The sequence below is a fragment of the Rhizorhapis sp. SPR117 genome (assembly GCF_021742065.1).
Map to the genome: position 1 here is coordinate 13,297 of NZ_JAKKIE010000030.1, position 20,498 is coordinate 33,794.

The window sequence follows — 20,498 nt, forward strand, 5'->3', positions numbered from 1 at the left end:
GCATGGCCGCCAGCGCAAAGTTCCGGCTGGCCCCGGCAAGCGATACGAGGGCTTTCGGGTTCCTCGTGTCGCTTGCCCTGCATGCAGGTGTTCTCGCGGCCTATGGCCTGTGGAGCCAAAGTCTGCGCCTTATCCCCGAAAGGCGGGAGGAGCCCGTCACGGTCACGATCATGGCGCTGCCTTCGCTCGAAACCGAACAGCCGTCTGTCCGCCGACCGAAAGCCGCCCCCAGACCGGCAAATCAGGTGACGCCCCCGAATACAACTCCAGCGTCGCGCGAGCGGCAAGGGCCGCGGACACCGCCCGATCGGCCTGTCTCCGATCAGCCTGTCTTGGCGCTACCGGTCGCAGCTTCGCCTCTGCCTGCAAGGCTGAATGTCGCAATGCCGCTTCCAGCCCCCGCTTTGTCGCCGGCCGCGTCTTCAACGGTCAGCACCGCGCGCGAGACCTATATCCGGCGGCTGTGGGCATGGATTGCCGCCAGACGTCCGGCGGGCCTCCACCTTGAGGGCGAGGCGCTGATTTCCTTTTCCATCGGTCCTCGCGGCGATTTGCGCGGACTCTCGCTCGACCGGTCCAGTGGCAACGCGCAGCTTGACCGGCTCGCCCTTCGCACGGTTCGTCTTGCAGCGCCCTTTCCGCGCCCGCCCGAAAGTCTCGATGCGGAAGAACTCGATTTCGCGCTGCCTTTCCATTTCAATTAGCGCTGGAGTTCGCAGCGCGTCAGGATTTGGTCAGCAAATGCGGTCATGGTCTTGCGCCGTCCCCTGGCTGGAGATCCTATGAGCCGCTTGCACATCCACTCCGAACGTCATGCCGTGTCGCGCATTGGCTGGCTCCGGGCGGCGGTTCTTGGCGCCAATGACGGTATCGTTTCCACAGGAAGCCTGATTGTCGGTGTCGCCGCTTCAGGGACGGACCAATCGGGCATTCTCGTTGCCGGCATCGCCGCGCTTGTCGCCGGCGCCATGTCGATGGCTGCCGGCGAATATGTCTCGGTCAGTTCGCAGGCCGATACCGAACAGGCCGACCTGGCCCGCGAAAAGGCCGAACTTGCCACGCAGCCTGGATTCGAGCGGCAGGAACTGGCGGACATCTATACGTCGCGTGGTCTGGAGCCCGAACTTGCGCTCACGGTTGCCGATCAACTCATGGCGAGCGATGCGCTTGGGACGCATGCGCGCGACGAGCTGGGGATTTCCGACATATCGACGGCGCGGCCCCTGCAGGCCGCGTTTACATCCGCCGCGACGTTCAGCGCCGGCGCGATCATGCCGCTGGCGGTGGTTACTGCCGCTTCAGCGCAGCAGTTGATACCGCTCGTGGTCGCGGTTTCGCTTCTGTGCCTCGTCCTGCTTGGCGCGCTCGGCGCGAAAGCCGGCGGTGCACCGATCATGCGGTCGATCATCCGCGTCACCTTCTGGGGCGCCCTGGCAATGGCGTTGACGGCAGGGGTGGGCAGCCTGTTCGGAGCGACTGTCTGACCCGGTTGTGATCGCTTCCCCGCATTCGTCAGCGCGCCGTCAGCAATCTCTCCTATGGCGGAGCCCAAGGAGACAGGCGATGCTCATGGCACAAATGCGCCACAGCGATATGAGGGATGACGGCCCCGATTGAAAGGATTCAGGCATGGTGGGAGTACGGGCGTAGATGCGCGTCCTTGTGATCGAAGATAATGCTCGCCTTGCGGATCTCACGGTCTCGGGGCTCGAGCGCCGGGGCTTTTCCTGCGACATCGCCGCGTGCCTGTCTGACGCGGACAGCGCGCTGGGCGGCGCGGTCTATGACGCGATCGTGCTCGATCTCGGCCTGCCGGACGGCGATGGTGTCGCCTGGCTGGCGAACCGCCGCCAGTACCGGCAAATGCCGCCCGCGATCATCCAGACCGCACGTGGGGCGCTCGAGGACCGGGTCACAGGGCTTGACGCCGGCGCCGACGATTATGTCGTCAAGCCGGTGGAGATCGACGAATTGGCCGCGCGTATTCGCGCGCTCCTCCGCCGCCCCGGCCCGCGCGGGCAGCCTGTTTTGGAAGCAGGCAACCTCCAGTTTGACACGGCGGCGCGAACGGCGCGCTGCGGGGAATGCGCTATCGATCTGTCGCGCAGGGAAGCGGACCTGCTGGAACTGCTGCTGCGGCGCGCGGGGACCGTCGTCCGTCGTGAGATGATCGAGGACGCGCTCTACAATTTCAATGAGCCGGTGACGCCCAATGCCGTGGAAGCGGCGGTATCCCGCTTGCGCCGGAAGCTGGACGAGGCCGGCGCCACTGGCGCGCTCCACACCATTCGCGGCGTCGGCTATATGCTGAAGGACGTCGCGGCATGACCTATCGGCGCTCCGTGTCGCGTAAGCTTGCCCGGGGGCTTGCGCTCGTCGGCCTTGTCGGCGCCCTGCTGCTGCTCGCGGCGGTGGTCTTTTTCTACAGCCTGACATTCGACGATCTGACGGCGCAGGACGCGCTGATACATGCCGCGCGCGAGATGCTGAAGCATGTCGCGCTGCCCGTGATCGTGCTGATGGTGCCCGTCGCGTTCGTCGTGCGGCGGGTGATCCGGCAGGCTTTCGGCTCGCTTGAGGAAGCCGCAACCGCGATCGAGGCGGCGCGCGGGCATGAACGCGGCTTTCGGATAGATACCTCTCATATGCCGGCCGAAGCCTTGCCGTTCACGGACGCCGTCAACGATCTGCTCGGCCGTCTTGACGAGGCCGCCATGCGCCAGGAAGATTTTGCCGCCGATGTCGCGCATGAACTGCGCACGCCGCTCGCGGTGCTGTCGCTCGAATTTGACCGGCTCGACCATGACGACTCCGCGCGCCTGAAGCATGACGTCGCCGCGATGCGTCGCCTGATCGACCAGCTCATGCTGCTGGCCCAAATTGACGCCGCATCCGCCGCGCAATTCCCGCTGGAATCCGTGTCCCTTGTCGAGATCGCCCGCGATGTCGTCAGCCTTCTGGCGCCAGGCATCATCGCGGAAGGGAAAGCCATCACGCTCGATGCAGGTAGCGGGCATCCCGTGGCGCGGGGCCGGCGCGAAGCGATCGCCGCCGCCTTGCGGAACCTCATCGAGAATGCTGTCCGGGTGACGCCAACCGGGAGCACGGTGACCATAAGGGTTGGCCCAGATCCGGTGATCGCGGTGGGTGACGGCGGAGAGGGCCTGTCGACCGATCGGCTTCGCGAACTTGTGCGGCGGCATAGCCGGGCGGACCATGCCAGCACCAACGGCGCCGGGCTTGGTCTGGCGATCGTTGACCGGATCATGGCGGCGCACGGTGGAGAGCTGACCACCGATCCTGTCGCGCGGGAATTGTCATTGCACTTCCCCGGCGCCTGATCGCATTTTGGCCTCGTCAGGGTCTCGTCAGTTTCGCGCACTAGGCGAAGCCCATGTCGAAGCGGAACTATCTCCTTGCCGGCGTTGCCGTCATTGTGCTGGTGCTTGGTGTCTGGTGGTTTGCCGGATCCGGCACGGCCCCTGAGCCCAGCCTCCAACCCGCTGAAGCCGGGAAAGCGGCGCCGGGCATATTGCCGGTTGATCGCAAACAGGCCGCGCAGCTCGGTATCCGCCTTGTGCCCGCCATCGCCGCGATTGAAGCGCCCATCGCCGTCATTCCGGCGGTGATCCAGCCGCCCGCCAACGCGCGCGTGGCGGTGGCCGCAACGTTTCCCGGCGTGGTCATGCGGACGCTGGTGGTCGAAGGTGATACGGTCCGGCAGGGCCAGCCGCTTGCGATCATTTCCAGCCGCGATGTGTTGACCATGGGGGCCGACCTCACCCGCGCCAATGCGCGGGCGGGCGTGGCGCGGTCGAACGCGGCCCGGCTCTCGCAGCTTGCCCGCGAAGGCATCATCGCTGGCGCGCGCGCCGATGAAGCCGTTGCGCTGGCGGCCGAAGCGGGCGCGGATGTCGCCGAAAAGGCGCGCATCCTCAAAATGGTCAATGGCGTGGGCGCGAGCGGCACTTATACGCTGACCGCGCCGATCGCGGGGCGCGTCACGACCGCCAGCGTCCAGACGGGCAATCCGGTGGACGGAACCACCGCGCCTTACGTGATCGACGCCGCCAACCGCTATGAGGTTGTCGGCCAGTTGCCCGAACGGCTCGTCGGCACGGCCCGCCCGGGCATGACCGTATTGATCGAGCCCGACATCGCCGGCCGGGTCACGGCCGTGGGGTCGACGATAGACCCTGCCACCCGCTCGGTCGTTCTCAAGGCCGAGATTCCTGCCGGGCCGGGCATCATCGCCGGCCGCGCGACCAGCATGTCGCTGTCCGGCCCAGCCCCGGCCGGTGCCGTCAGCGTGCCTTCTGGTGCGATCGCCATGATCGGGGACAAGACTATCGTCTTCGTCGCCACTGGCGGCGGATATGCGATCCGCGACGTAACGCTGGGTGGATCTGGGGGCGGTTCCGTCGAGGGACAAACCGTGCTGCTTTCAGGCGTCAGGCCGGGCGAGCAGGTGGTCATTTCCGGCACGAGCGCACTCAAGGCGCTCGCCTTGTCGCGATAGGTCCGGGCCATGTTGCGTTCGCTAGTCGCCGCCTCGCTGTCCTGGCGTCTGCTCGTTCTCGCGCTCGCCCTCGCGGTTGCAGGGCTTGGCGCCTGGGCCTTCGTGACGCTGCCGGTCGATGCCTATCCGAACATCGCCCAGACGCAGGTGAAAGTCATCCTGAAGGCGCCGGGCATGACCCCCGAGGAGGTGGAGAGCCGCGTCATCACGCCGATCGAGATGGAAATGCTCGGTATTCCCGATCAGGCCATCCTGCGATCCACCGCCAAATATGCCATTGCCGACATCACCATAGATTTTGTCGACGGCACCGACATCTATTGGGCGCGTCAGCAGGTTGCCGAACGCCTGTCGAGCGTGTTGCCCGATCTGCCCGCGTCGGTCAGCGGCGGCCTTGCCCCGATTTCCACACCGCTTTCGGACATTTACATGTTCACAATCGAGGGACCGCTCTCGCTTCAGCAAAAGCGTGAACTGCTCGACTGGACCATCCGCCCCGCGCTTCGCACCGTGCCGGGCGTCGCCGATGTGAACGCGCTGGGCGGCTTTGTGCGAACCTTCGAAGTCCGCCCCGATCCCGTTGCGCTTGCGGCGGCAGGCCTCTCGATCGCGGACATCCAGACGGCGATTGAAAGCGGCAACCGTAACGATGGCGCGGGACGGCTGAAAAGCGGCGAGGAATCGCTGATCGTGCGCGCGGTCGGCGCAATCCGGTCGGTCGAGGATCTACAGCAACTGGTGGTTCAAAGCCGCAACGACCGCATCGTTCGGCTGGGCGATCTGGCGACGGTCGGAACCGGCAGCCTGACGCGCTATGGCGCGGTCAGCAAAAACGGTCAGGCCGAAGCGGTTCAGGGGCTGGTGATCGCCCTGCGCGGCGCCGATGCGCGGCAGGTGGTGGATGGTGTCCGCACCCGCCTTGCGGAAATCGAAAGCACATTGCCCACAGGCACCCATGTCGATGTTTTTTACGACCGCTCCGACCTGATCGCGCGCGCCGTCGGCACGGTCGAGAAAGCCTTGCTCGAAGCGGCCGTCCTTGTCGTCGTGCTGCTCATCCTGTTCCTTGGCGACTGGCGTGCGGCGGCGATTGTCGCCGCCACTCTGCCGCTGGCGGCGCTCATCACCTTCCTCTTCATGCAGGGCATGGGCCTTTCGGCCAATCTCATGAGCCTTGGCGGTCTTGCCATCGCCATCGGCCTGCTGGTCGACGGGTCGATCGTGGTGGTGGAAAATATCGTCGAACGGCTCGGCCGGGCACACGAGGAGGGAACCCCGCGCCTCAACCTCGTCTATCAGGCGGCAAGTGAAGTCATCGTGCCGGTCTCGGCCGGTATCGCCATCATCGCACTGGTGTTCCTGCCGCTGCTGTCGCTGCAGGGCCTTGAAGGCAAATTGTTCGCGCCGGTTGCGCTCACCATCGTCTTTGCGCTGGCCGGCTCGCTCCTGCTCGCGCTCACGCTCGTTCCGGTGCTTGCATCCTTCGGCCTGAAAAGCGGCCATCATGGTGAGCCGTGGCTGATGCGCCAGCTTGGTCCCCGCTACCGGGGTCTCCTCGATGGCGCCTTCGCGCGCAAGCGGCTGGTTTATGGACTATCGGCGGCAGGGCTGGTCATCGCCGGCATCGCCTATGGCGCGGTCGGCAAGACCTTCATGCCGACGATGGATGAAGGCTCTATCATCGTCCAGCTCACCAAGCTGCCCTCCATCGATCTTGACCAGTCGGTTCAGGGCGACATGGCCGCGCAGCGCGCATTGATGCGCGTGCCGGAAGTGCAGGACGTGATCGCGCGCGTCGGATCGGACGAAATCGGACTTGATCCGATGAGCCCCAATGAGACCGACAGCTTCGTCCGCCTGAAGCCGCGCTCCGAATGGCGCGGCGACAAGGATCTCATCGTCGAGGATATGCGCAAGGCGATGGCAGGCCTGCCCGGCATCGAGCCGAGTTTCACCCAGCCGATCGAGATGCGGGTTTCCGAAATGCTGACCGGTGCGCGCGGCGATCTTGCCGTCAAGATTTTCGGGCCGGATCTGGCGACGCTGGGCGATCTCGCGGGTCAGGTGCAGGAGATTCTGTCAAACGTCGATGGCGCATCCGAAGTGCTGACCGTCGCCAATGACAGCGTAGACTATCTCCAGCTCGACATCGACCGCGCCGCCGCCGGGCGCTTCGGCATGCCGGTCGACCAGATACAGGATGCGTTGCGCGCGCAGATCGAAGGCGTCCATGTCGGCGTCGTCGCCGATGGCCAGAAGCGCGTGCCGATCGTCATTCGCGGCGATGAGACGCTGCGCGCCGATCCCGCCCGCTTTACCGATCTGCAATTGCACACGCCCGCCGGAATTGTCGCCCGGGTCAGCGACATGGCGCGGATCGAGCGGACAGAGGGGCCGGTCAAGCTTGACCATGAGAACGGGTCGCGCTTCGCGCTGGTGCAGGCGTTCGTCTCCGGGCGCGATCTGGTCGGCTATGTCGATGAAGCGAAGGCCGAGGTCGGCGCGAAGGTCAAACTGCCTTCCGGCTACAGCATCGTCTGGGGCGGACAGTTCGAAAACCAGCAGCGCGCTTCGGCCCGGCTGGCGCTCGTCATTCCCATCGCGCTGCTGCTGATCTTCTTCGTTCTCTTAGGGACGCTGCGCTCCCTGCGTGCATCCGTGCTCATCCTTGTCAACATTCCGTTCGCCATGGTGGGCGGGATCGTCTCGCTCTGGGCTTCGGGAGAATATCTGTCGGTTCCAGCGTCGGTGGGATTTATCGCCCTGCTTGGCATCGCGGTGCTCAACGGGCTGGTCATGGTAACCTATTTCCGCCAGCTCCGGGCCGATGGGCGAAGCATGGCCGAGACGGTACGGATCGGCGCTGAACGCCGCCTTCGTCCCGTGCTGATGACCGCCAGTATCACGGCCTTCGGCCTTGTGCCGCTGCTGTTCGCGAGCGGCCCGGGATCGGAGATCCAGAGGCCGCTCGCCATCGTCGTGATCGGCGGTCTGATCACCTCCACCCTGCTGACGCTCATTCTGCTGCCAATCCTGTTCGAGCGTTTCGGTGAAAGCGCGGGAGAAACCGACAATGGCTGACATCCTCCTGACCTTCCATTGCGCGTCGCATGACGCCGATAGCGTGACCGACGCACTCCGCGCCGCCTGCGACGCGCCGATCCATATCGCCGAGCAGGCCGTGCGCGGCTGGGACTTCGGCGACGCCAGCACGGCGGAACGGGTTTCGGGACTGTTGCGGCGCAGCGCGCTGGAACTGATTGTCGATGAGGGCGCCCTGGGCGCGCTGGTAGGCGCGGTCACGCAATCGAAACGGTCGCTGCCGGTGCGGTGGCATACCGTCCCGGTTTCAGCCCGGGGGAGAATCGTATGAGATCGCCGATTGTCCTCGGGGCGTTTCTCGCATTGCTCACGCCCGCCGGGGTTCTTGCCCAGCGCGCCGATTTGCCGCCGGTCGAAAAGGTTGCCGAAGCGCTGGACAATCATCCGAGCGTGGCGGCCGCGCGGGCACGGGTGGACGCCGCCCGTGCCGACCGCGACATGCTGGCCAAAGGAAGCCATGAGATTGCGGTTGCCGGCAGCTATGTTCGCCGGAGCGTCGATCGCGAAGGCGGCTATGACGAATTCGATGCCACAATCAGCCGCCCGTTCCGTCTGCCGGGCAAAGCCGCGCTCGACCGCGAGGCGGGCGCTCTGGGCATAGAGGTCGCGGAAAACCGGATGGAGGATGCAAGGCATCAGGCGGCCTTGCTGCTGTCCGGCTATTGGAACGACTGGCTGGTCGCCGGCGGGCTGTATCGAAACGACCTTGTCACGGTGCGCTGGCTGGAAAAGGAGCTGTCCGCGCTGCGGCGGCGCGTTGCCCTGCGCGATGCGGCGGCGCTCGATGTCGATCAGGCGACAGCGGCGCTGGCTCAAGCTCAGGCCCAGGTCGCGACCTCGCTTGCGGCGCGCGAACAGGCGCGCGTGGCGCTGGCCGCTAACTTCCCCGAAATACCGCTGCCTGCCGAGCCGCCGGAAACAGCCGTGCCGGCGCTTCCACCGCAGGGGCTGGCCGCGATGCGGGATCTGGTGATCGAACGCAGCCATGAAATCCGCGCCGCGGATCGCGAAGCGCAGCGGCTGGCGGTTGTCGCGCGGCGCATTCGCGCGGACCGGATCGCCGATCCTTCCTTCGGCGTCCGGCTGTTCAGCGAGCGCAGCGGCATGGAACAGGGCGCGGGAATAGTCATGTCGATGCCGTTGGGGGGCGGCCACAGACGCGCGGCGGCGGACCGGGCCTCTGCCGAAGGCAATGCCGCACAGCTTGAGCATATGTCCGTCCAGCGGACGGTGACGGCCATTGCCGATGCGGATCTGTCCAATGCCACCTTGCGGCTCGAAGCATGGAAAAGCGCCGACCTGTCAGCGCAAAGCGCCGGCGACGCGCTTGCCAGAACCGAGCGTGGCTACCAGCTTGGTCAGATAGACCTTGCCGATTTGCTCTATGCCCGCCGCCAGGCCAATGAAGCGCGCCGGTCCGAGATCATGGCGCGATCGGAAGCGGCCCGCGCGCTGCTCAGGCTGGAGATCGATTCCCACAGTCTGTGGGTACATCATGATGACGATGGCGGTTGACGTCGCATCACGCGCGGGCGCGCACCAGCCAGGCTTTCGCCGCCATGTGAACACCTTCACCGTCGCGATTGCGCTCGAACAGTTCGACAAGGCTACGGTGAATGGCCGCGCGCGTGTCTTCCCCGCTTGCCCGGACGATATCGCCAATCTGCATCCCATCGAGCACGAAGCGGGTGGCGCTCTCGGGATCGCTGCCGGGATCGCTGCCGGGACCGCCGACGCGCTGATCGCCATTCCAGGCGTCGAATGCAATGTCGGAGAAACCGGCGCTTTGCAGAAGATCGGTTACATAGTCCTGTTCGCCCAGCGCAAAGGGACCAGGCTCGCGCGGTTGCGGCGCGGGGAAGTCGATATGCCGGCGGATCGTGGCCATGACATTGCGTTGCCACGGATTGTCGGTGATCGGCGCCCACACCGCGATGTCGAGCCGTCCACCGGCGCGCAGCATCCGGCGCAGATTGGCGAAGGCGCGATAGGGTTTGGGAAAGAACATCGTGCCGAAGCGGGAGAACAGCCGGTCGAAGGGAGCTTCTTCGGGCATGGCCGTCGCCGCGTCGCCCTGAACAAAGCGGATATTGGCAAGGCCGGTGCGCCGCGCCCGCTCGCTGGCGGCCGCCACCAGATCGGGCGATAGATCGAGGCCAAGGGCCAGCCCGGTGTTGCCAACCGCGGCGGCGATCCTTCTGGTCGTCCAGCCTCCGCCGCATCCGATATCGACTACCCTTTCCCCGGCGGCATAGGCGGCCCGGGCGAGCAGCGCTTCGCCGATCGGCTCGATCATGCTCTCGAAACGGTCGAGTTGGCCGAGCCAGCGCGCGCCGGCTTCACCCGCCCAGTCGTGCGCGGCCAGCGCTTCGCTGTTCCCGCCGGAATTGTTCATCATAGCCCTCCCAGTATCATATCAATCGAAATCCGCCCACGACGCAGAGGGCGGTGAGCGGCCAATCGACATGGCCGGTCACGAAACCGGAGCCGAGGACGGTGCATTGGACAAGTCCCAGCCACCGCCGATCGCCTTGTACACCGCCACCAGTTGCACAGCAGTTGTGGCATGCGCGCGGACATAGGCGGTTTCAGCCTCGTGCAGGAGGCGCTGGGCCGCCAGCAACTCCACCCGCGCGATATCGCCGGCAGCAAAACGTGCCTCGGCATGACCGAGGCTCCGACGTGAGGCATCCAGCGCCGCTTGCCGACGCGCCACTGTATCAAGGCCGGCGTTATAATCGCCCAATGCGCGCTCGGCATCTCCCAGTGCGGTCAATACGGCCTGCTCATAGCCCAGCGCCGCCTGCCGTTGAACGGCCTTACGGGCGCGTATCTCCGCGCGCACGCGGCCGCCGTCGAACAATCGCCACGAAATGAGTGGCAGGATCGAGAAGCGGGCGCTGGACCCGTCGAACCATTCGCCTGTGCTGAGCGCCTGGAACCCGCCGCCGGCCCCGATGGACAGCTTGGGAAACAGTTCCGCCGTCGCCAAGCCGATGTCGGCGGTGCTGGCGGCCAGTTGGCGTTCAGCAGCCAGAACATCGGGGCGGCGGCGCAATATGTCGGCCCGTTCCCCCACTGGCAGCGCCGGCAAAGCCAGCGCCGGCGCGGCGGTATCGAGCAGCTTGAGTTCCCGTTCCGGCGGTGCGCCGAGCAGGACACCAAGGCCGAGCACCGCTCCGCGCTGCCGCGCCTCTATACCCGGCAACAGGGCATTGGCCGCGGCCCACTGTTCATGGGCGGCGTCCACATCGGCACCGGACACATCGCCGAGCGCGGCGCGGCTGCGTGTGAGCTCCAACGTCTGCTGAAACGTCGCGACTGCCGCTCGCTGCGCGCGCAATTCCTCTCCGGCGCCGGTCGCCTCAAACCATGTGCGGGCGACTTCGGCGGCGATCCTCATGCGCACGCCCTGCGCTTCGGCTTGCGTGGCCTGCAACCGGGTGCTCGCGCCTTCCAGCGCCCGCCGGTTGGCGCCGAACAGGTCCACTTCCCAGCTCGCGTCGAAACCGGCATCATAGATCGTCTGCGACGCCTCGAGGCCGGGAATGGTGCCGATCGGCAGCGGCCCGTTTTCGCTTTGCCGGCGCCGGTTCACGCTGGCGCCCGCGGCAACAGTGGGCAGTTGCCGGCCAGCGGCGCGATCCCGCAGGGCGCGCGCTTCGTCGATCCGCGCGGCGGCCTGGCGGATATCGAGATTTTGCGCCAGTGCGGTGTCGACCAGTCTCTCCAGTTCAGGATCGCCGAGCGTGGACCACCAGCGGGCAAGCTCGGCTGGCGCGGAAGCCTGGTCAACTGGCCGCGTCCAGCCGCCGCCCGTGTCAACGGCAGGCGGCGCGCGATAGTCGGGGCCGACGACGCAGGCCGTCAACGAGGCGCAGCCGGCTATCACTAGTGCGGCGCGCGACCGTCGATGGGGGGTGGATATCATTGCAGCCGTCCTCGAACGAAAATGGTGGCCATGGTGAGCGATACCAACGCGATCAACGCCAATGGCCAAAGGCTCGCCAGAATATCGCCGGGCGTCATCGCTTTCAGAAAGCTGCCTTCGACGATGATCAGGAAATGGGTCAGTGGAATCGCCTGAGCCAGCCATTGCAGCAGCATGGGCATGTTCTCGACCGGCGTGGCGAAGCCCGACATCAGAACGGATGGCACGCCGATGGCGAAGGCGCCAAGGATGGCCTGCTGCTGGGTCGCGCTGATCGCGGAAATCATCAGGCCGATGCCCACCACCGACAGGATGAACAGAATGAGGCTGACAAGCAGCAGCCCAAACGAGCCGTTGAACGGTATCTGGAACGGCCCCGCTGCGGCCGCCATCATCAATAGCCCGAGCATGGTGCCGATGACCAGCGCCGGCAGGGATTTGGATATGATGATTTCCGGCGTAGAGGTTGGCGACACCAGCAATTGATCGAAGGTTCCCAGTTCGCGCTCACGGGCGATCGATAGCGAGGTTATGAGCAGCGCGCTGAAGAACGCCAATATGCCGGAGAGGCCGGGCACGATGAACCAGCGGTAGGTCAGATTGGGATTGAACCAGTTGCGCACCGCCACCGGCGTTGCCGGCCCGGTGCCGGCATTTGCCTCCGCGCCGACTTCGGCGGCGATGGCGGAGAGATAGCTGGCGGTGATCTGCCCTGAATTGCTGCGCCGGCCATCGACCAGCAGCTGGACGCGGCCAGTGTCGCCGGCAGCGATTGCGCGCGAAAAGTCCGGCTGGATATCGAGCGCCGCGATGACCTTGCCCTGGTCGATAAGGCGCCGCAGCTCCTGGCTGTCGGTCACGCGATGCACCTGGGTGATGAAGTCGGCCCGATCGAGCCGTGTCACCAGTTCATGGGACCAGCGGCCCGCATCCTGATTATGTACGGCGATATCGATATTGCGCACTTCCAGCGTGGCGGCAAAGGCGAACACCAGCAGTTGCAGCAGCGGCGGCACGAACACGATCATGCGGCTGCGCGGGTCGCGCAGGATGCTCAGCACTTCCTTGATGAACTGCGCTCGCAATCGGGTGATAGAGAGATAGCCATTGTGCCGCGCCATGGCTCGTCACTCCAGATTCTTGCGCGTGGCGCGTTTTGCCAGCAGGAAAAGCAGCAGGCCGATGACAGCCATCGCCAGCAGGTTCGGCAACAGGATCGCCCAGATGTCTCCGGCCAGAAAGACGGTTTTCAGCGAAGCGACGAAATAGCGCGCCGGGATCAGCCAGGTGATGGCCCGGATCGGCGCGGGCATGGCGTCGATCTCATAGAGGAAGCCCGACAGCATGAAGGCCGGCAGAAAGCCCGAAAACAACGCGATCTGAGCGGCCAGGAACTGGTTGCGGGTGACGGAGGAGATCAGCAGCCCCTGGCCCAGCGCCGGCACCATGAAAGTGGCCGAAAGCAGCAGGAGCGCGGCCAGCGATCCGCGCAGCGGCACGCCGAACACGAACACCGCCAACGTCGTCGCGCCAAGCGTGGCCAGCATGCCGAGCGCAAAATAGGGCAGGAGCTTGCCGATCAGGATTTCCGCGACCGATGCGGGCGTCGAGAGCACCGCCTCCATCGTGCCGCGTTCCCATTCGCGCGCCACCACCAGCGCGGTCAGCATGGTGCCGATGATGGTCATGACAATGGCGATGGCGCCGGGCACGAGCGCGCGGCGGCTTTCCAGTTCGGCGTTGAACCAGTAGCGCGGCTCCATCGTGACGGCTGCGCGGGGTATTTCGCCATCCAGCCCGCCCCGCCAGTTCTGCACCACGCCCTGTGCATAATTGGCGACATAGTTCGCCGTATTGGGCTGCGAGCCATCGGCGATGATCTGCACCAGAGGCTGCGCGCCGCGCGCGGCCAGGCGCTGCTCGAAATCCTGCGGTATCACCACAAAGCCGCGCAAGCTGCCCGAGACGACCCGTTCCGCGACCTCGCGCCGGTCATGAGCGAAGGTGACGTCCAGATAGCGGGTGCCGGCGAAGGCGGCGGCCAGCGATTGCGCCGAAGCGGACCCGGATTCCTGCACGACGCCGATGCGCACCGCACGCACGTCCAGCGACACCGCATAGGAAAACAGGAGCAGCAGCACGACCGGAAGGGCGAAGGCGATCAGCAGCGTGGACGGATCACGTATCGCCTGCAGGCTTTCCTTGCGTACCAGCGCCCAAAGCCGCTTTGGGTCGAAGCGGCGCATGGCCGGGAGGCCCGTTCGCGGTCCGCTCGCGCCGGTCATGCGGCAACGCCCTCCGCGCGGTCCTCGGCTTCGACCAGATGAATGAAGGCGTCTTCCATGGTCGGGTCCGGCCGGCGACCGCTGACCGCGCGGCGCTTAAGCGCGTCCGGCGTGTCGAGCGCGATCAACCGGGCGCGGGAGAGCATCGCCAGCCGGTCGCAATATTCCGCCTCGTCCATGAAATGGGTGGTGACCATCACCGTCACGCCCTTGCGGGCAAGGCCGTTGATATGGGTCCAGAATTCGCGCCGTGTGATGGGGTCGACGCCGGAGGTCGGCTCATCCAGGAACAGCACGGGCGGGCGATGCATCACCGCGCAGGCCAGCGCCAGGCGTTGCTTAACCCCGAGCGGCAGCGAGTCCGGCGCCGCCGAGAGCCAGGGCTGCAGGCCGAAGATGTCGATCATCTCGTCGATCCGCGCCCGCCGCGCGGCGCCGTCCAAACCATAGACGCCGGCGGAAAACTCCAGGTTCTGCCGCACGGACAGCAAACCGTAGAGCGAGAACTTTTGCGCCATATAGCCAAGCTGGCCTTTGGCCGCGCCGGTCGCCCGGCGCAGGTCCAGCCCCACCACATGCGCCTCGCCGCTGGTGGGTTTGAGCAGGCCGCACAGCATCTTGAAGGTGGTCGATTTGCCGGCGCCGTTCGGCCCGAGCAGGCCGAAGATTTCGCCTTTGCGGACCTCGAAGCTCACAGTGTCTGTGGCTGTGAAGTCACCAAAGCGCTTCGTCAGATCCCGGCAGGAAACGGCGACGTCTGAAGCAAGTTCGACCGGCGACAACCCCTCGGCGAGCGCCGATGTGCCGCCCGGGCCGCCGCCCAGGAGATCGATGAAGGCGTCTTCGAAGCGGGCGGGCACCGCTCTGAGCCGCGCCTCGACCCGGTCGGCAAGCGCGTTGATCTGTTCTGTCCCTGCCTTGGCGCGCAACACCACGCGGACACCGGCGCCCTGGATCACCCCGTCGCCGACACTGTCCAGATCGAGCGCCTCGGCAAGCACGGCCCGCCGCTGATCGCCAACCTGTTCGAGGCGAAAGCTCCGGTTTGTGAGGCGCGCGGTCAACTCTCCGGGCGGCCCGTCATAGGCGAGTTGCCCTTCGTTGAGCAGCAGCACGCTGTCGCAGCGTTCGGCTTCGTCGAGATAGGCGGTCGACCAGACCACGGCCATCCCCTCGTCGGTCAGCGCCTGCACCATGCGCCACAGATCCTGACGGCTGACCGGATCGACACCGACGCCCGGTTCATCGAGCAACAGTACGGCAGGCCGGGCCATCAGCGCGCAGGCGAGCCCCAGCTTCTGCTTCATGCCGCCGGAGAGCTTGCCCGCCAGACGCCCGGTAAAGGGGGCAAGACGCGTGAAGTCGAGCAGTTCTGCAAACAGGTCGGCGTGTCCGTCGGCGTCCATGCCGCGCAACTGCGCATAAAGGCGCATATTCTCCAGGACCGACAGGTCTTCGTAGAGGCCAAAGCGCTGCGGCATGTAGCCGGTCGCAACGTGGATGGCGTCATTGTCGGCCACCACATCGAAGCCCGCCACCGTGGCGCGGCCGCTGCTCGGCACCAGCAGGCCGGTCAGGATGCGCATCAGGGTGGTCTTGCCGGCACCGTCCGGGCCAACCAGCCCGGTCAGGCGGCCGTAGCGTATCTGCGCGCTGAGGTCCTGCAAGGCAGGCGCGCCGCCGAAATGCTTGTTCAGACCATTGATGACAACCGCGACATCACCGGTCCGATCAGGTGGCGGGTCCGATATTGTGCTACCGGACAGCATGTTAGCGGCCTTTGGTGCGCGCGTCGGAGGCTTGTCCGGCATCGACCTCGATGGTCACCGGCATGCCCTGGCGAAGCGCCGCATCTGCGTTGGTGACGACAATCCGCAAACGATAGACCAGATCCGTGCGCAGATCCGTGGTCTCGACCGTTTTTGGCGTGAATTCGGCGCGCGGCGAAATGAACCCGATCTGGCCCTGATAGGTCTTGTCGGACGAGTCGCTGCGAACGCGCACCCGCATTCCGGGCGCGATGCGGCCCAGATCCGATTCGCCGACATAAGCGCGCACATAAACCGGCCTGTCCAGGCTGAGGCTGTAAACCGGGCTCTGGCTGACAACCATGCTTCCGGGTTCGCGCACCCGTGCGATGATCGTGCCGGTGCTGGGCGCAAGCAGTGTTGTGTCGGCAAGCGCGGTGGCCGCTTGGGCGCGTGCTGCTTGCGCGGCGGTGAGGTGTGCCTGCCCCGCCGCGATATCTTCCTTGCGGAAGCCTTCCGCGGCTTGCGAATGCGCGGCCCTGGCTGCATTGACACTGGCGACGGCCTGATCGCGCGCGGCGCGCGCGGCATCGACCGTCTTTTGACTGGCGGCGCCTGAAGCGAGCAACTGGCTCTGACGATCGAAATTGCGCGCCGCATCCCTGGCCACGGCCAAGGCCTGATTGAGGGCCTCCTGCGTCTGGGTAATCTCTTGCGGACGCAGGCCGCGGCGCAATTTGTCGAGGTCTGCCTGCGCGACCGCTACGGCCGCATCGGCCGCGGCGAGCGCTTCCTCAAACGGTTGCGCGTCGAGAGTCGCCACGCGCGCGCCCGGTTCGACATGATCGCCTTCATCGAACAGCATCTGCGCGACGCGGCCGGACTGGCGGAAGGCTAATTGGACCTCCCGAATGTCGACATTGCCGTATAGGGTGAGTGCGTCACCGTCGCGGCTGCCCCGCTGCATCCACAGCCATCCAGCACCGATTATTGCGACGATAGCAGCAACAAGTATGACCCGCTTTGCCGTGCTGGACAGTCGGATGCTCTTCATGATGCTGCTCCGATACCGCGCAGATAAATGGCGAACACGCCGGGCGCATCGCTACGGATGCGGGCCACATCGCCCGCCAGCATGGATTGCATGACGAGACCCTGGATCGTGCCGATGAACAGCGTGGCTGCGGCATCCGGATCGAGGTCCGCATGCAGTTCGCCCTGTGCCTTCCCGGCTTCGAGCAGGCCACGCAGCCGTTCGCCATAGTGGCGGATCAGGGTCTGGGCCATGCGCTTCGGGAGAGTCTCGCCCGGTCGTTGCAACTCCCCGAACAGCATTCTCGGCACACCGGGATGATCAGACACGAAATCGATATGCGTCATGAAGACCGCCTCAAGGGCAGCGGCCGGCGATGCGGCTTCTTCCGCTGCCTTGTCCACGCGGGCGAGCAAGCGCTCGGTCACCCAGGACATGACCGCCTGCAAGATAGCGTCCTTGCTCGGGAAGTGACGGAAAAGCGCCCCCTGGGTCAGTCCCATTCGCTGGGCGATGGCCGTCGTTGTGATGTCGCTCGGGTTCTGTTCCGCAGCCAGGTCGACCACCGCCTCCACGGTCGCCGCCCGTCGCTCGTCAGCGGGGAGATGCCTGGAACGCCCATTCATTGTTTGCGCTTTCGAAAGCTAGTAATCTATTACTATCTATCGGCGATATGTGCTCGTTGCAAGATGGAACCGCCGAAGGGAAACGTCATGAACGGCAAGGGCGGAAGAGGAGGGGCGTCAGGGCAGGTCACAGCATGCCCGAGCAGCCTTTCGCGGGTAGGCCGGGGCTTCGAACCCACCGCGCTGCCAGCTTGATCCATTCATCCACTGGCCGAGTGCATGAGTTTTGGCCCGCCTACGACATGCCGGAGGAGCATTGAGCGCTTCTGGCGATGTTTTCGGATGGCTGATTACCAGAGCAATTTTTCCACCAGGCCTGCCATCGGCAGGGGATGCTCTCGCTGCAAAATCATCGCCGCCTCACGCAGCTTTTCGCGGTCGAATCTGTCGCGCTCGTCCCTGAACGCGAAGACGACGAGATTCATTCCGACTTCGACGGATATGGTGATGATCCTGCCAAAACATTCACGCAGGCGCCGCAGAATGGGCTCATTCTTCCCGGCATGGTCACACAAATTGACGACGAGAATTCCGTTAGCGTTGAGCCGGGCGCGGCACGCGCGGTAGAAGTCCGGCGAACAGAGCTGTGGAGGTTGTCCGCTGCTGTCGAAGCCATCGACAAGAAGGATATCGGTCGATCGCTGATCGGTCACCACGAAGTCAGAACCGTCAGCCCAGATTATCTCAAAGCGGTCGCTGCGGGGTGGCATGCAAAACTGATCGGCGACGTCGATGACATTCCAATCGACATCCACCCCGCGGATCGAAGTCCCGGGCAAGAACTTGTGACAGTATTTTGCCAGAGAGCCGCCGCCCAGACCGATGATCTCGACCGTTTCTGGTGATGGATTGAACAGCAGGAAGCCCATCATGGCCTGGGTATATTCAAGCATCAGCCGGACCGGGTCGGTGATGCTCATGGCGCTTTGAACAAAAGCCCAGTTCGCCAACAAACTCCTGATGTCCCCAAGTTCAAAGACCAACGGCGCAACAAAGTCGTTTTCCTCGCCATCAAGCTGCGAGGATGTCGCCTCGAATCGCGCGCTCCACCGCTGCTCCCGATCAATCTCGTCAATGTGTTCGAGGAATATGTCGATCTCGGTGGCGTCAAGTTCAGCGACGTCCGTCGTGGCGTCTGAATGCAGCGCATAGGTGGAACAGCTATCTGTCACAGGCATGCCGCTTCGTCTGACAATCCGGGGCGTACCACTCCGTGCAAACCGACAAATCTACCAAAGGATTGCTCATGCCCCGCTCAGCGCCCAAGGCGCCGTTCGAACAATTGCGCCTTTTCGTACATTTCCTGCCATGCCGCGGCCGCGCGAAGGCAACGATCCCGGACGCGCGGCAGGGTGGCTTCCTCGGCTTCTTCCAGGCACGTGTTGAGCCGGATCAGATAGAAGTCGCTGTTGCGGGTTGTCGGTTTGAGCAGTGGTTTTTGTGTCATGACATGGCTCCGTCCGTTGCAGGATGGGCCTGATCGAGAATTGGGATCGGACGAGACTGATCGTCCAATCGTGCGGCGCTCCTCTCGTCGCTGACGCCATGGCCGCGGGCCAGGTAGTCGTGCGATCCCATTTCATTGAGACGCGAAACGGTGCGCTCGAACTCGAACGCATCCTCAGAGGCGCAGTAGAGCGTGTCGGGATCACGATCGGCGGAAGCGAGCAGCTTGACGCCATTCTCGTACAGCGTGTCGATCAGGGTCTTGAATCGCGCTGCTTGCGATTTCCGGTTTGCATCCAGCACCGGGATGCCGACGAGAATGACGGTGTGATAGCGATGCGCGAGGGCCAGGTAGTCGGGTATGCCGCGCGGCTCGCCGCACAACCGTTTGAACGAGAAGACCGCCACGCCCTTGAGCGATTTGGGCACGAACAGTTCCCGCCCGCCCTTGATCGCGACCGTTTCGGAGGGAACGTGCTCGCGGTCCTCGACCGGGAAGTCGGTCAGACGGAAGAAGGCCCGGCTCAGGGCTTCGGTCGCAGCGTCACCGTTGGGGACATGCCAGGTCTGGAAGCCGCCCAGGCGCTGGAGGCGATAATCGGTCGGGCCGTCGAGCGAGAGCACATCGAGCCGATCCTTCAGAAGCGCGATGAACGGCAGGAAATGTTCGCGATTGAGGCCGTTCTTGTAGAGATCCTGGGGTGGCCGGTTCGATGTCGCGACTATCGTGACGCCGTGGCCGATGATCCGGGTAAACAGCCGGGACAGGATCATGGCGTCAGCCGAATTGGTGACGATCATCTCGTCGAACGCAATCAGCCGGGCCTCCCCTGCGATCGCATCGGCCACCGGCAGAATCGGGTCGCCCGCCTCCTTCGCGCGTTCGACGCGCAGCCGATCATGCACTTCCTGCATGAACTCATGGAAGTGAACCCGCCGCTTGTCGGCGATATCGACACAGTCGAAGAACAGGTCCATCAACATCGACTTGCCGCGCCCGACGCCGCCCCAGAGGTAAACACCCCGGACAGGCTCGGGTTTGCGCCGGGTGATGCGAGCCATGAGACCAGGCCGCTGTGCTTGCGCTTCCAGTTCGGCAACAGCCTTGCCGAAGCGGTGCGCGACCTGGCGCTGTGCGTCGTCGGGGCGCAATTGCCCGGTTGAAATCGCGTCTTCATAACGCGCGATGACTTTGCTCTGTGGCAAGTCCGGTTACTCCGTGAACAGATATGGGCTAAATACAGGGTGCCGGCCGCCCCGGTTTGAGGTCTCCTGGGCCGATCTGGAATGAGGCTGTTCGCACGCTTTTCAAAACCTCACGGCCTCGCCGATCCCGGTCACTGCGAGCGGGCGGAATACTGTCGTCATGATTCGGCTTCGTCCGGGACCGTTCCCGGACGCTCCTTGCGGAAACCATGCATGCCGAACCACCACTGCAAGGCGATGATGGCGCCCTTGGCGGGCTGGAGCAGTCCGATCATCAGCGTCATGGCGAGCGGCAGGATAACGGCCATAAGCGCCGGGACGGACAGGTCCGCGTCGCGGACCAGCGCGATGATGAGCGGCGCCATCAGATGTCCGGTCACGAGTATCGAGACATAGGCCGGAAAATCATCGGCCTGCTGGTGCGTCCAGTCTTGCGCGCACTGCGGGCAGCGTGGGATCGGCTTGAGAAATCGCATGAACAACCGGGCCTCGCCGCAGCGCGGACAATGCCCGCGCAGACCGCGCAGTATCGCGGCCCAACCCGAGGCGGGCAGGACGAGGCTGCTGGTCACGGATCCAGGCTCATGGACTGGCATGGACTT

At 65.0% G+C, this 20,498-nt stretch carries 19 protein-coding genes; 8 read left to right on the forward strand and 11 right to left on the reverse strand.

The genetic code is table 11. The annotated features are described in order from the left end of the window. The first annotated feature begins 2 nt into the window (after positions 1 to 2). From L3X40_RS12570 to L3X40_RS12605, 8 genes are all read left to right on the forward strand, one after another. On the forward strand, positions 3 to 704 hold the full coding sequence (locus L3X40_RS12570) for a TonB family protein (RefSeq protein ID WP_237365942.1): 702 nt from the start codon (positions 3 to 5) through the stop codon (positions 702 to 704). Positions 705 to 782: 78 nt separating this feature from the next. Beyond that, on the forward strand, positions 783 to 1,484 hold the full coding sequence (locus L3X40_RS12575; protein ID WP_237365943.1) for a VIT1/CCC1 transporter family protein: 702 nt from the start codon (positions 783 to 785) through the stop codon (positions 1,482 to 1,484). A gap of 166 nt (positions 1,485 to 1,650) precedes the next feature. Beyond that, complete coding sequence (locus L3X40_RS12580; RefSeq protein ID WP_067109773.1) at positions 1,651 to 2,328, forward strand: winged helix-turn-helix domain-containing protein; 678 nt, start codon at positions 1,651 to 1,653, stop codon at positions 2,326 to 2,328. Then, positions 2,325 to 3,341, forward strand: a complete 1,017-nt coding sequence (locus L3X40_RS12585) for a sensor histidine kinase (RefSeq protein WP_067109769.1) — start codon at positions 2,325 to 2,327, stop codon at positions 3,339 to 3,341. Before L3X40_RS12580 ends, L3X40_RS12585 begins: the two co-directional genes overlap by 4 nt. A 53-nt stretch (positions 3,342 to 3,394) precedes the next feature. After that, a complete protein-coding gene (locus L3X40_RS12590; protein WP_237365944.1) occupies positions 3,395 to 4,519 on the forward strand; it encodes an efflux RND transporter periplasmic adaptor subunit in 1,125 nt (374 codons plus the stop codon). A gap of 9 nt (positions 4,520 to 4,528) precedes the next feature. Beyond that, positions 4,529 to 7,600 (forward strand): efflux RND transporter permease subunit, encoded by a 3,072-nt coding sequence (locus tag L3X40_RS12595; protein WP_237365945.1) that lies wholly within the window; start codon positions 4,529 to 4,531, stop codon positions 7,598 to 7,600. Beyond that, positions 7,593 to 7,892 carry a DUF3240 family protein gene (locus tag L3X40_RS12600; protein ID WP_067113239.1) on the forward strand — a complete coding sequence of 100 codons (300 nt, stop codon included), beginning with the start codon at positions 7,593 to 7,595 and terminating at the stop codon, positions 7,890 to 7,892. Before L3X40_RS12595 ends, L3X40_RS12600 begins: the two co-directional genes overlap by 8 nt. After that, positions 7,889 to 9,136 (forward strand): TolC family protein, encoded by a 1,248-nt coding sequence (locus L3X40_RS12605; RefSeq protein WP_067113241.1) that lies wholly within the window; start codon positions 7,889 to 7,891, stop codon positions 9,134 to 9,136. Before L3X40_RS12600 ends, L3X40_RS12605 begins: the two co-directional genes overlap by 4 nt. A 7-nt stretch (positions 9,137 to 9,143) precedes the next feature. Here L3X40_RS12605 and L3X40_RS12610 read toward each other — a convergent pair whose 3' ends face one another. The 11 genes from L3X40_RS12610 to L3X40_RS12660 form a co-directional block, all read right to left on the reverse strand. After that, entirely contained in the window at positions 9,144 to 10,019 is an 876-nt protein-coding gene (locus tag L3X40_RS12610; RefSeq protein ID WP_445177186.1) for a class I SAM-dependent methyltransferase, read from the reverse strand. A 75-nt stretch (positions 10,020 to 10,094) separates the two neighbouring features. Then, on the reverse strand, positions 10,095 to 11,552 hold the full coding sequence (locus L3X40_RS12615) for an efflux transporter outer membrane subunit (RefSeq protein WP_067113245.1): 1,458 nt from the start codon (positions 11,550 to 11,552) through the stop codon (positions 10,095 to 10,097). Further along, positions 11,549 to 12,673, reverse strand: coding sequence for an ABC transporter permease (locus L3X40_RS12620; RefSeq protein ID WP_067113248.1), 1,125 nt, complete (start codon positions 12,671 to 12,673; stop codon positions 11,549 to 11,551). Before L3X40_RS12620 ends, L3X40_RS12615 begins: the two co-directional genes overlap by 4 nt. A gap of 6 nt (positions 12,674 to 12,679) precedes the next feature. After that, positions 12,680 to 13,837, reverse strand: coding sequence for an ABC transporter permease (locus L3X40_RS12625; RefSeq protein ID WP_237365946.1), 1,158 nt, complete (start codon positions 13,835 to 13,837; stop codon positions 12,680 to 12,682). Next, positions 13,834 to 15,606: an ATP-binding cassette domain-containing protein gene (locus tag L3X40_RS12630; RefSeq protein WP_092959510.1), complete on the reverse strand. Its 1,773-nt coding sequence runs from the start codon at positions 15,604 to 15,606 to the stop codon at positions 13,834 to 13,836. Before L3X40_RS12630 ends, L3X40_RS12625 begins: the two co-directional genes overlap by 4 nt. A gap of 1 nt (position 15,607) precedes the next feature. Continuing rightward, positions 15,608 to 16,639, reverse strand: a complete 1,032-nt coding sequence (gene hlyD, locus L3X40_RS12635; protein ID WP_067111109.1) for a secretion protein HlyD — start codon at positions 16,637 to 16,639, stop codon at positions 15,608 to 15,610. After that, complete coding sequence (locus L3X40_RS12640; RefSeq protein WP_067111111.1) at positions 16,636 to 17,244, reverse strand: TetR/AcrR family transcriptional regulator; 609 nt, start codon at positions 17,242 to 17,244, stop codon at positions 16,636 to 16,638. The genes hlyD and L3X40_RS12640 overlap by 4 nt, the downstream gene beginning before the upstream one ends. Positions 17,245 to 17,534: 290 nt before the next feature. Further along, complete coding sequence (locus L3X40_RS12645) at positions 17,535 to 18,422, reverse strand: hypothetical protein (RefSeq protein WP_067111115.1); 888 nt, start codon at positions 18,420 to 18,422, stop codon at positions 17,535 to 17,537. 77 nt (positions 18,423 to 18,499) lie between these two features. Beyond that, positions 18,500 to 18,691: a hypothetical protein gene (locus tag L3X40_RS12650; protein WP_067111118.1), complete on the reverse strand. Its 192-nt coding sequence runs from the start codon at positions 18,689 to 18,691 to the stop codon at positions 18,500 to 18,502. Next, positions 18,688 to 19,896 (reverse strand): cell division protein ZapE, encoded by a 1,209-nt coding sequence (gene zapE, locus L3X40_RS12655; protein WP_082797154.1) that lies wholly within the window; start codon positions 19,894 to 19,896, stop codon positions 18,688 to 18,690. Before zapE ends, L3X40_RS12650 begins: the two co-directional genes overlap by 4 nt. Positions 19,897 to 20,054: 158 nt before the next feature. Next, entirely contained in the window at positions 20,055 to 20,492 is a 438-nt protein-coding gene (locus L3X40_RS12660; RefSeq protein ID WP_067111121.1) for a DUF983 domain-containing protein, read from the reverse strand. Positions 20,493 to 20,498 lie beyond the last annotated feature (6 nt).

Bases quoted from the DNA above. Each gene is read 5' to 3' on its own strand.
- L3X40_RS12650 (WP_067111118.1), bottom strand. From the start codon at position 18,691: ATGACACAAAAACCACTGCTCAAACCGACAACCCGCAACAGCGACTTC.
- L3X40_RS12615 (WP_067113245.1), bottom strand. From the start codon at position 11,552: ATGATATCCACCCCCCATCGACGGTCGCGCGCCGCACTAGTGATAGCC.
- L3X40_RS12605 (WP_067113241.1), top strand. From the start codon at position 7,889: ATGAGATCGCCGATTGTCCTCGGGGCGTTTCTCGCATTGCTCACGCCC.
- L3X40_RS12625 (WP_237365946.1), bottom strand. From the start codon at position 13,837: ATGACCGGCGCGAGCGGACCGCGAACGGGCCTCCCGGCCATGCGCCGC.
- L3X40_RS12660 (WP_067111121.1), bottom strand. From the start codon at position 20,492: ATGCCAGTCCATGAGCCTGGATCCGTGACCAGCAGCCTCGTCCTGCCC.
- L3X40_RS12585 (WP_067109769.1), top strand. From the start codon at position 2,325: ATGACCTATCGGCGCTCCGTGTCGCGTAAGCTTGCCCGGGGGCTTGCG.
- L3X40_RS12600 (WP_067113239.1), top strand. From the start codon at position 7,593: ATGGCTGACATCCTCCTGACCTTCCATTGCGCGTCGCATGACGCCGAT.
- L3X40_RS12610 (WP_445177186.1), bottom strand. From the start codon at position 10,019: ATGATGAACAATTCCGGCGGGAACAGCGAAGCGCTGGCCGCGCACGAC.
- L3X40_RS12575 (WP_237365943.1), top strand. From the start codon at position 783: ATGAGCCGCTTGCACATCCACTCCGAACGTCATGCCGTGTCGCGCATT.
- L3X40_RS12595 (WP_237365945.1), top strand. From the start codon at position 4,529: ATGTTGCGTTCGCTAGTCGCCGCCTCGCTGTCCTGGCGTCTGCTCGTT.
- L3X40_RS12630 (WP_092959510.1), bottom strand. From the start codon at position 15,606: ATGCTGTCCGGTAGCACAATATCGGACCCGCCACCTGATCGGACCGGT.
- L3X40_RS12570 (WP_237365942.1), top strand. From the start codon at position 3: ATGGCCGCCAGCGCAAAGTTCCGGCTGGCCCCGGCAAGCGATACGAGG.
- L3X40_RS12640 (WP_067111111.1), bottom strand. From the start codon at position 17,244: ATGAATGGGCGTTCCAGGCATCTCCCCGCTGACGAGCGACGGGCGGCG.
- L3X40_RS12645 (WP_067111115.1), bottom strand. From the start codon at position 18,422: ATGCCTGTGACAGATAGCTGTTCCACCTATGCGCTGCATTCAGACGCC.
- L3X40_RS12590 (WP_237365944.1), top strand. From the start codon at position 3,395: ATGTCGAAGCGGAACTATCTCCTTGCCGGCGTTGCCGTCATTGTGCTG.
- hlyD (WP_067111109.1), bottom strand. From the start codon at position 16,639: ATGAAGAGCATCCGACTGTCCAGCACGGCAAAGCGGGTCATACTTGTT.
- L3X40_RS12580 (WP_067109773.1), top strand. From the start codon at position 1,651: ATGCGCGTCCTTGTGATCGAAGATAATGCTCGCCTTGCGGATCTCACG.
- L3X40_RS12620 (WP_067113248.1), bottom strand. From the start codon at position 12,673: ATGGCGCGGCACAATGGCTATCTCTCTATCACCCGATTGCGAGCGCAG.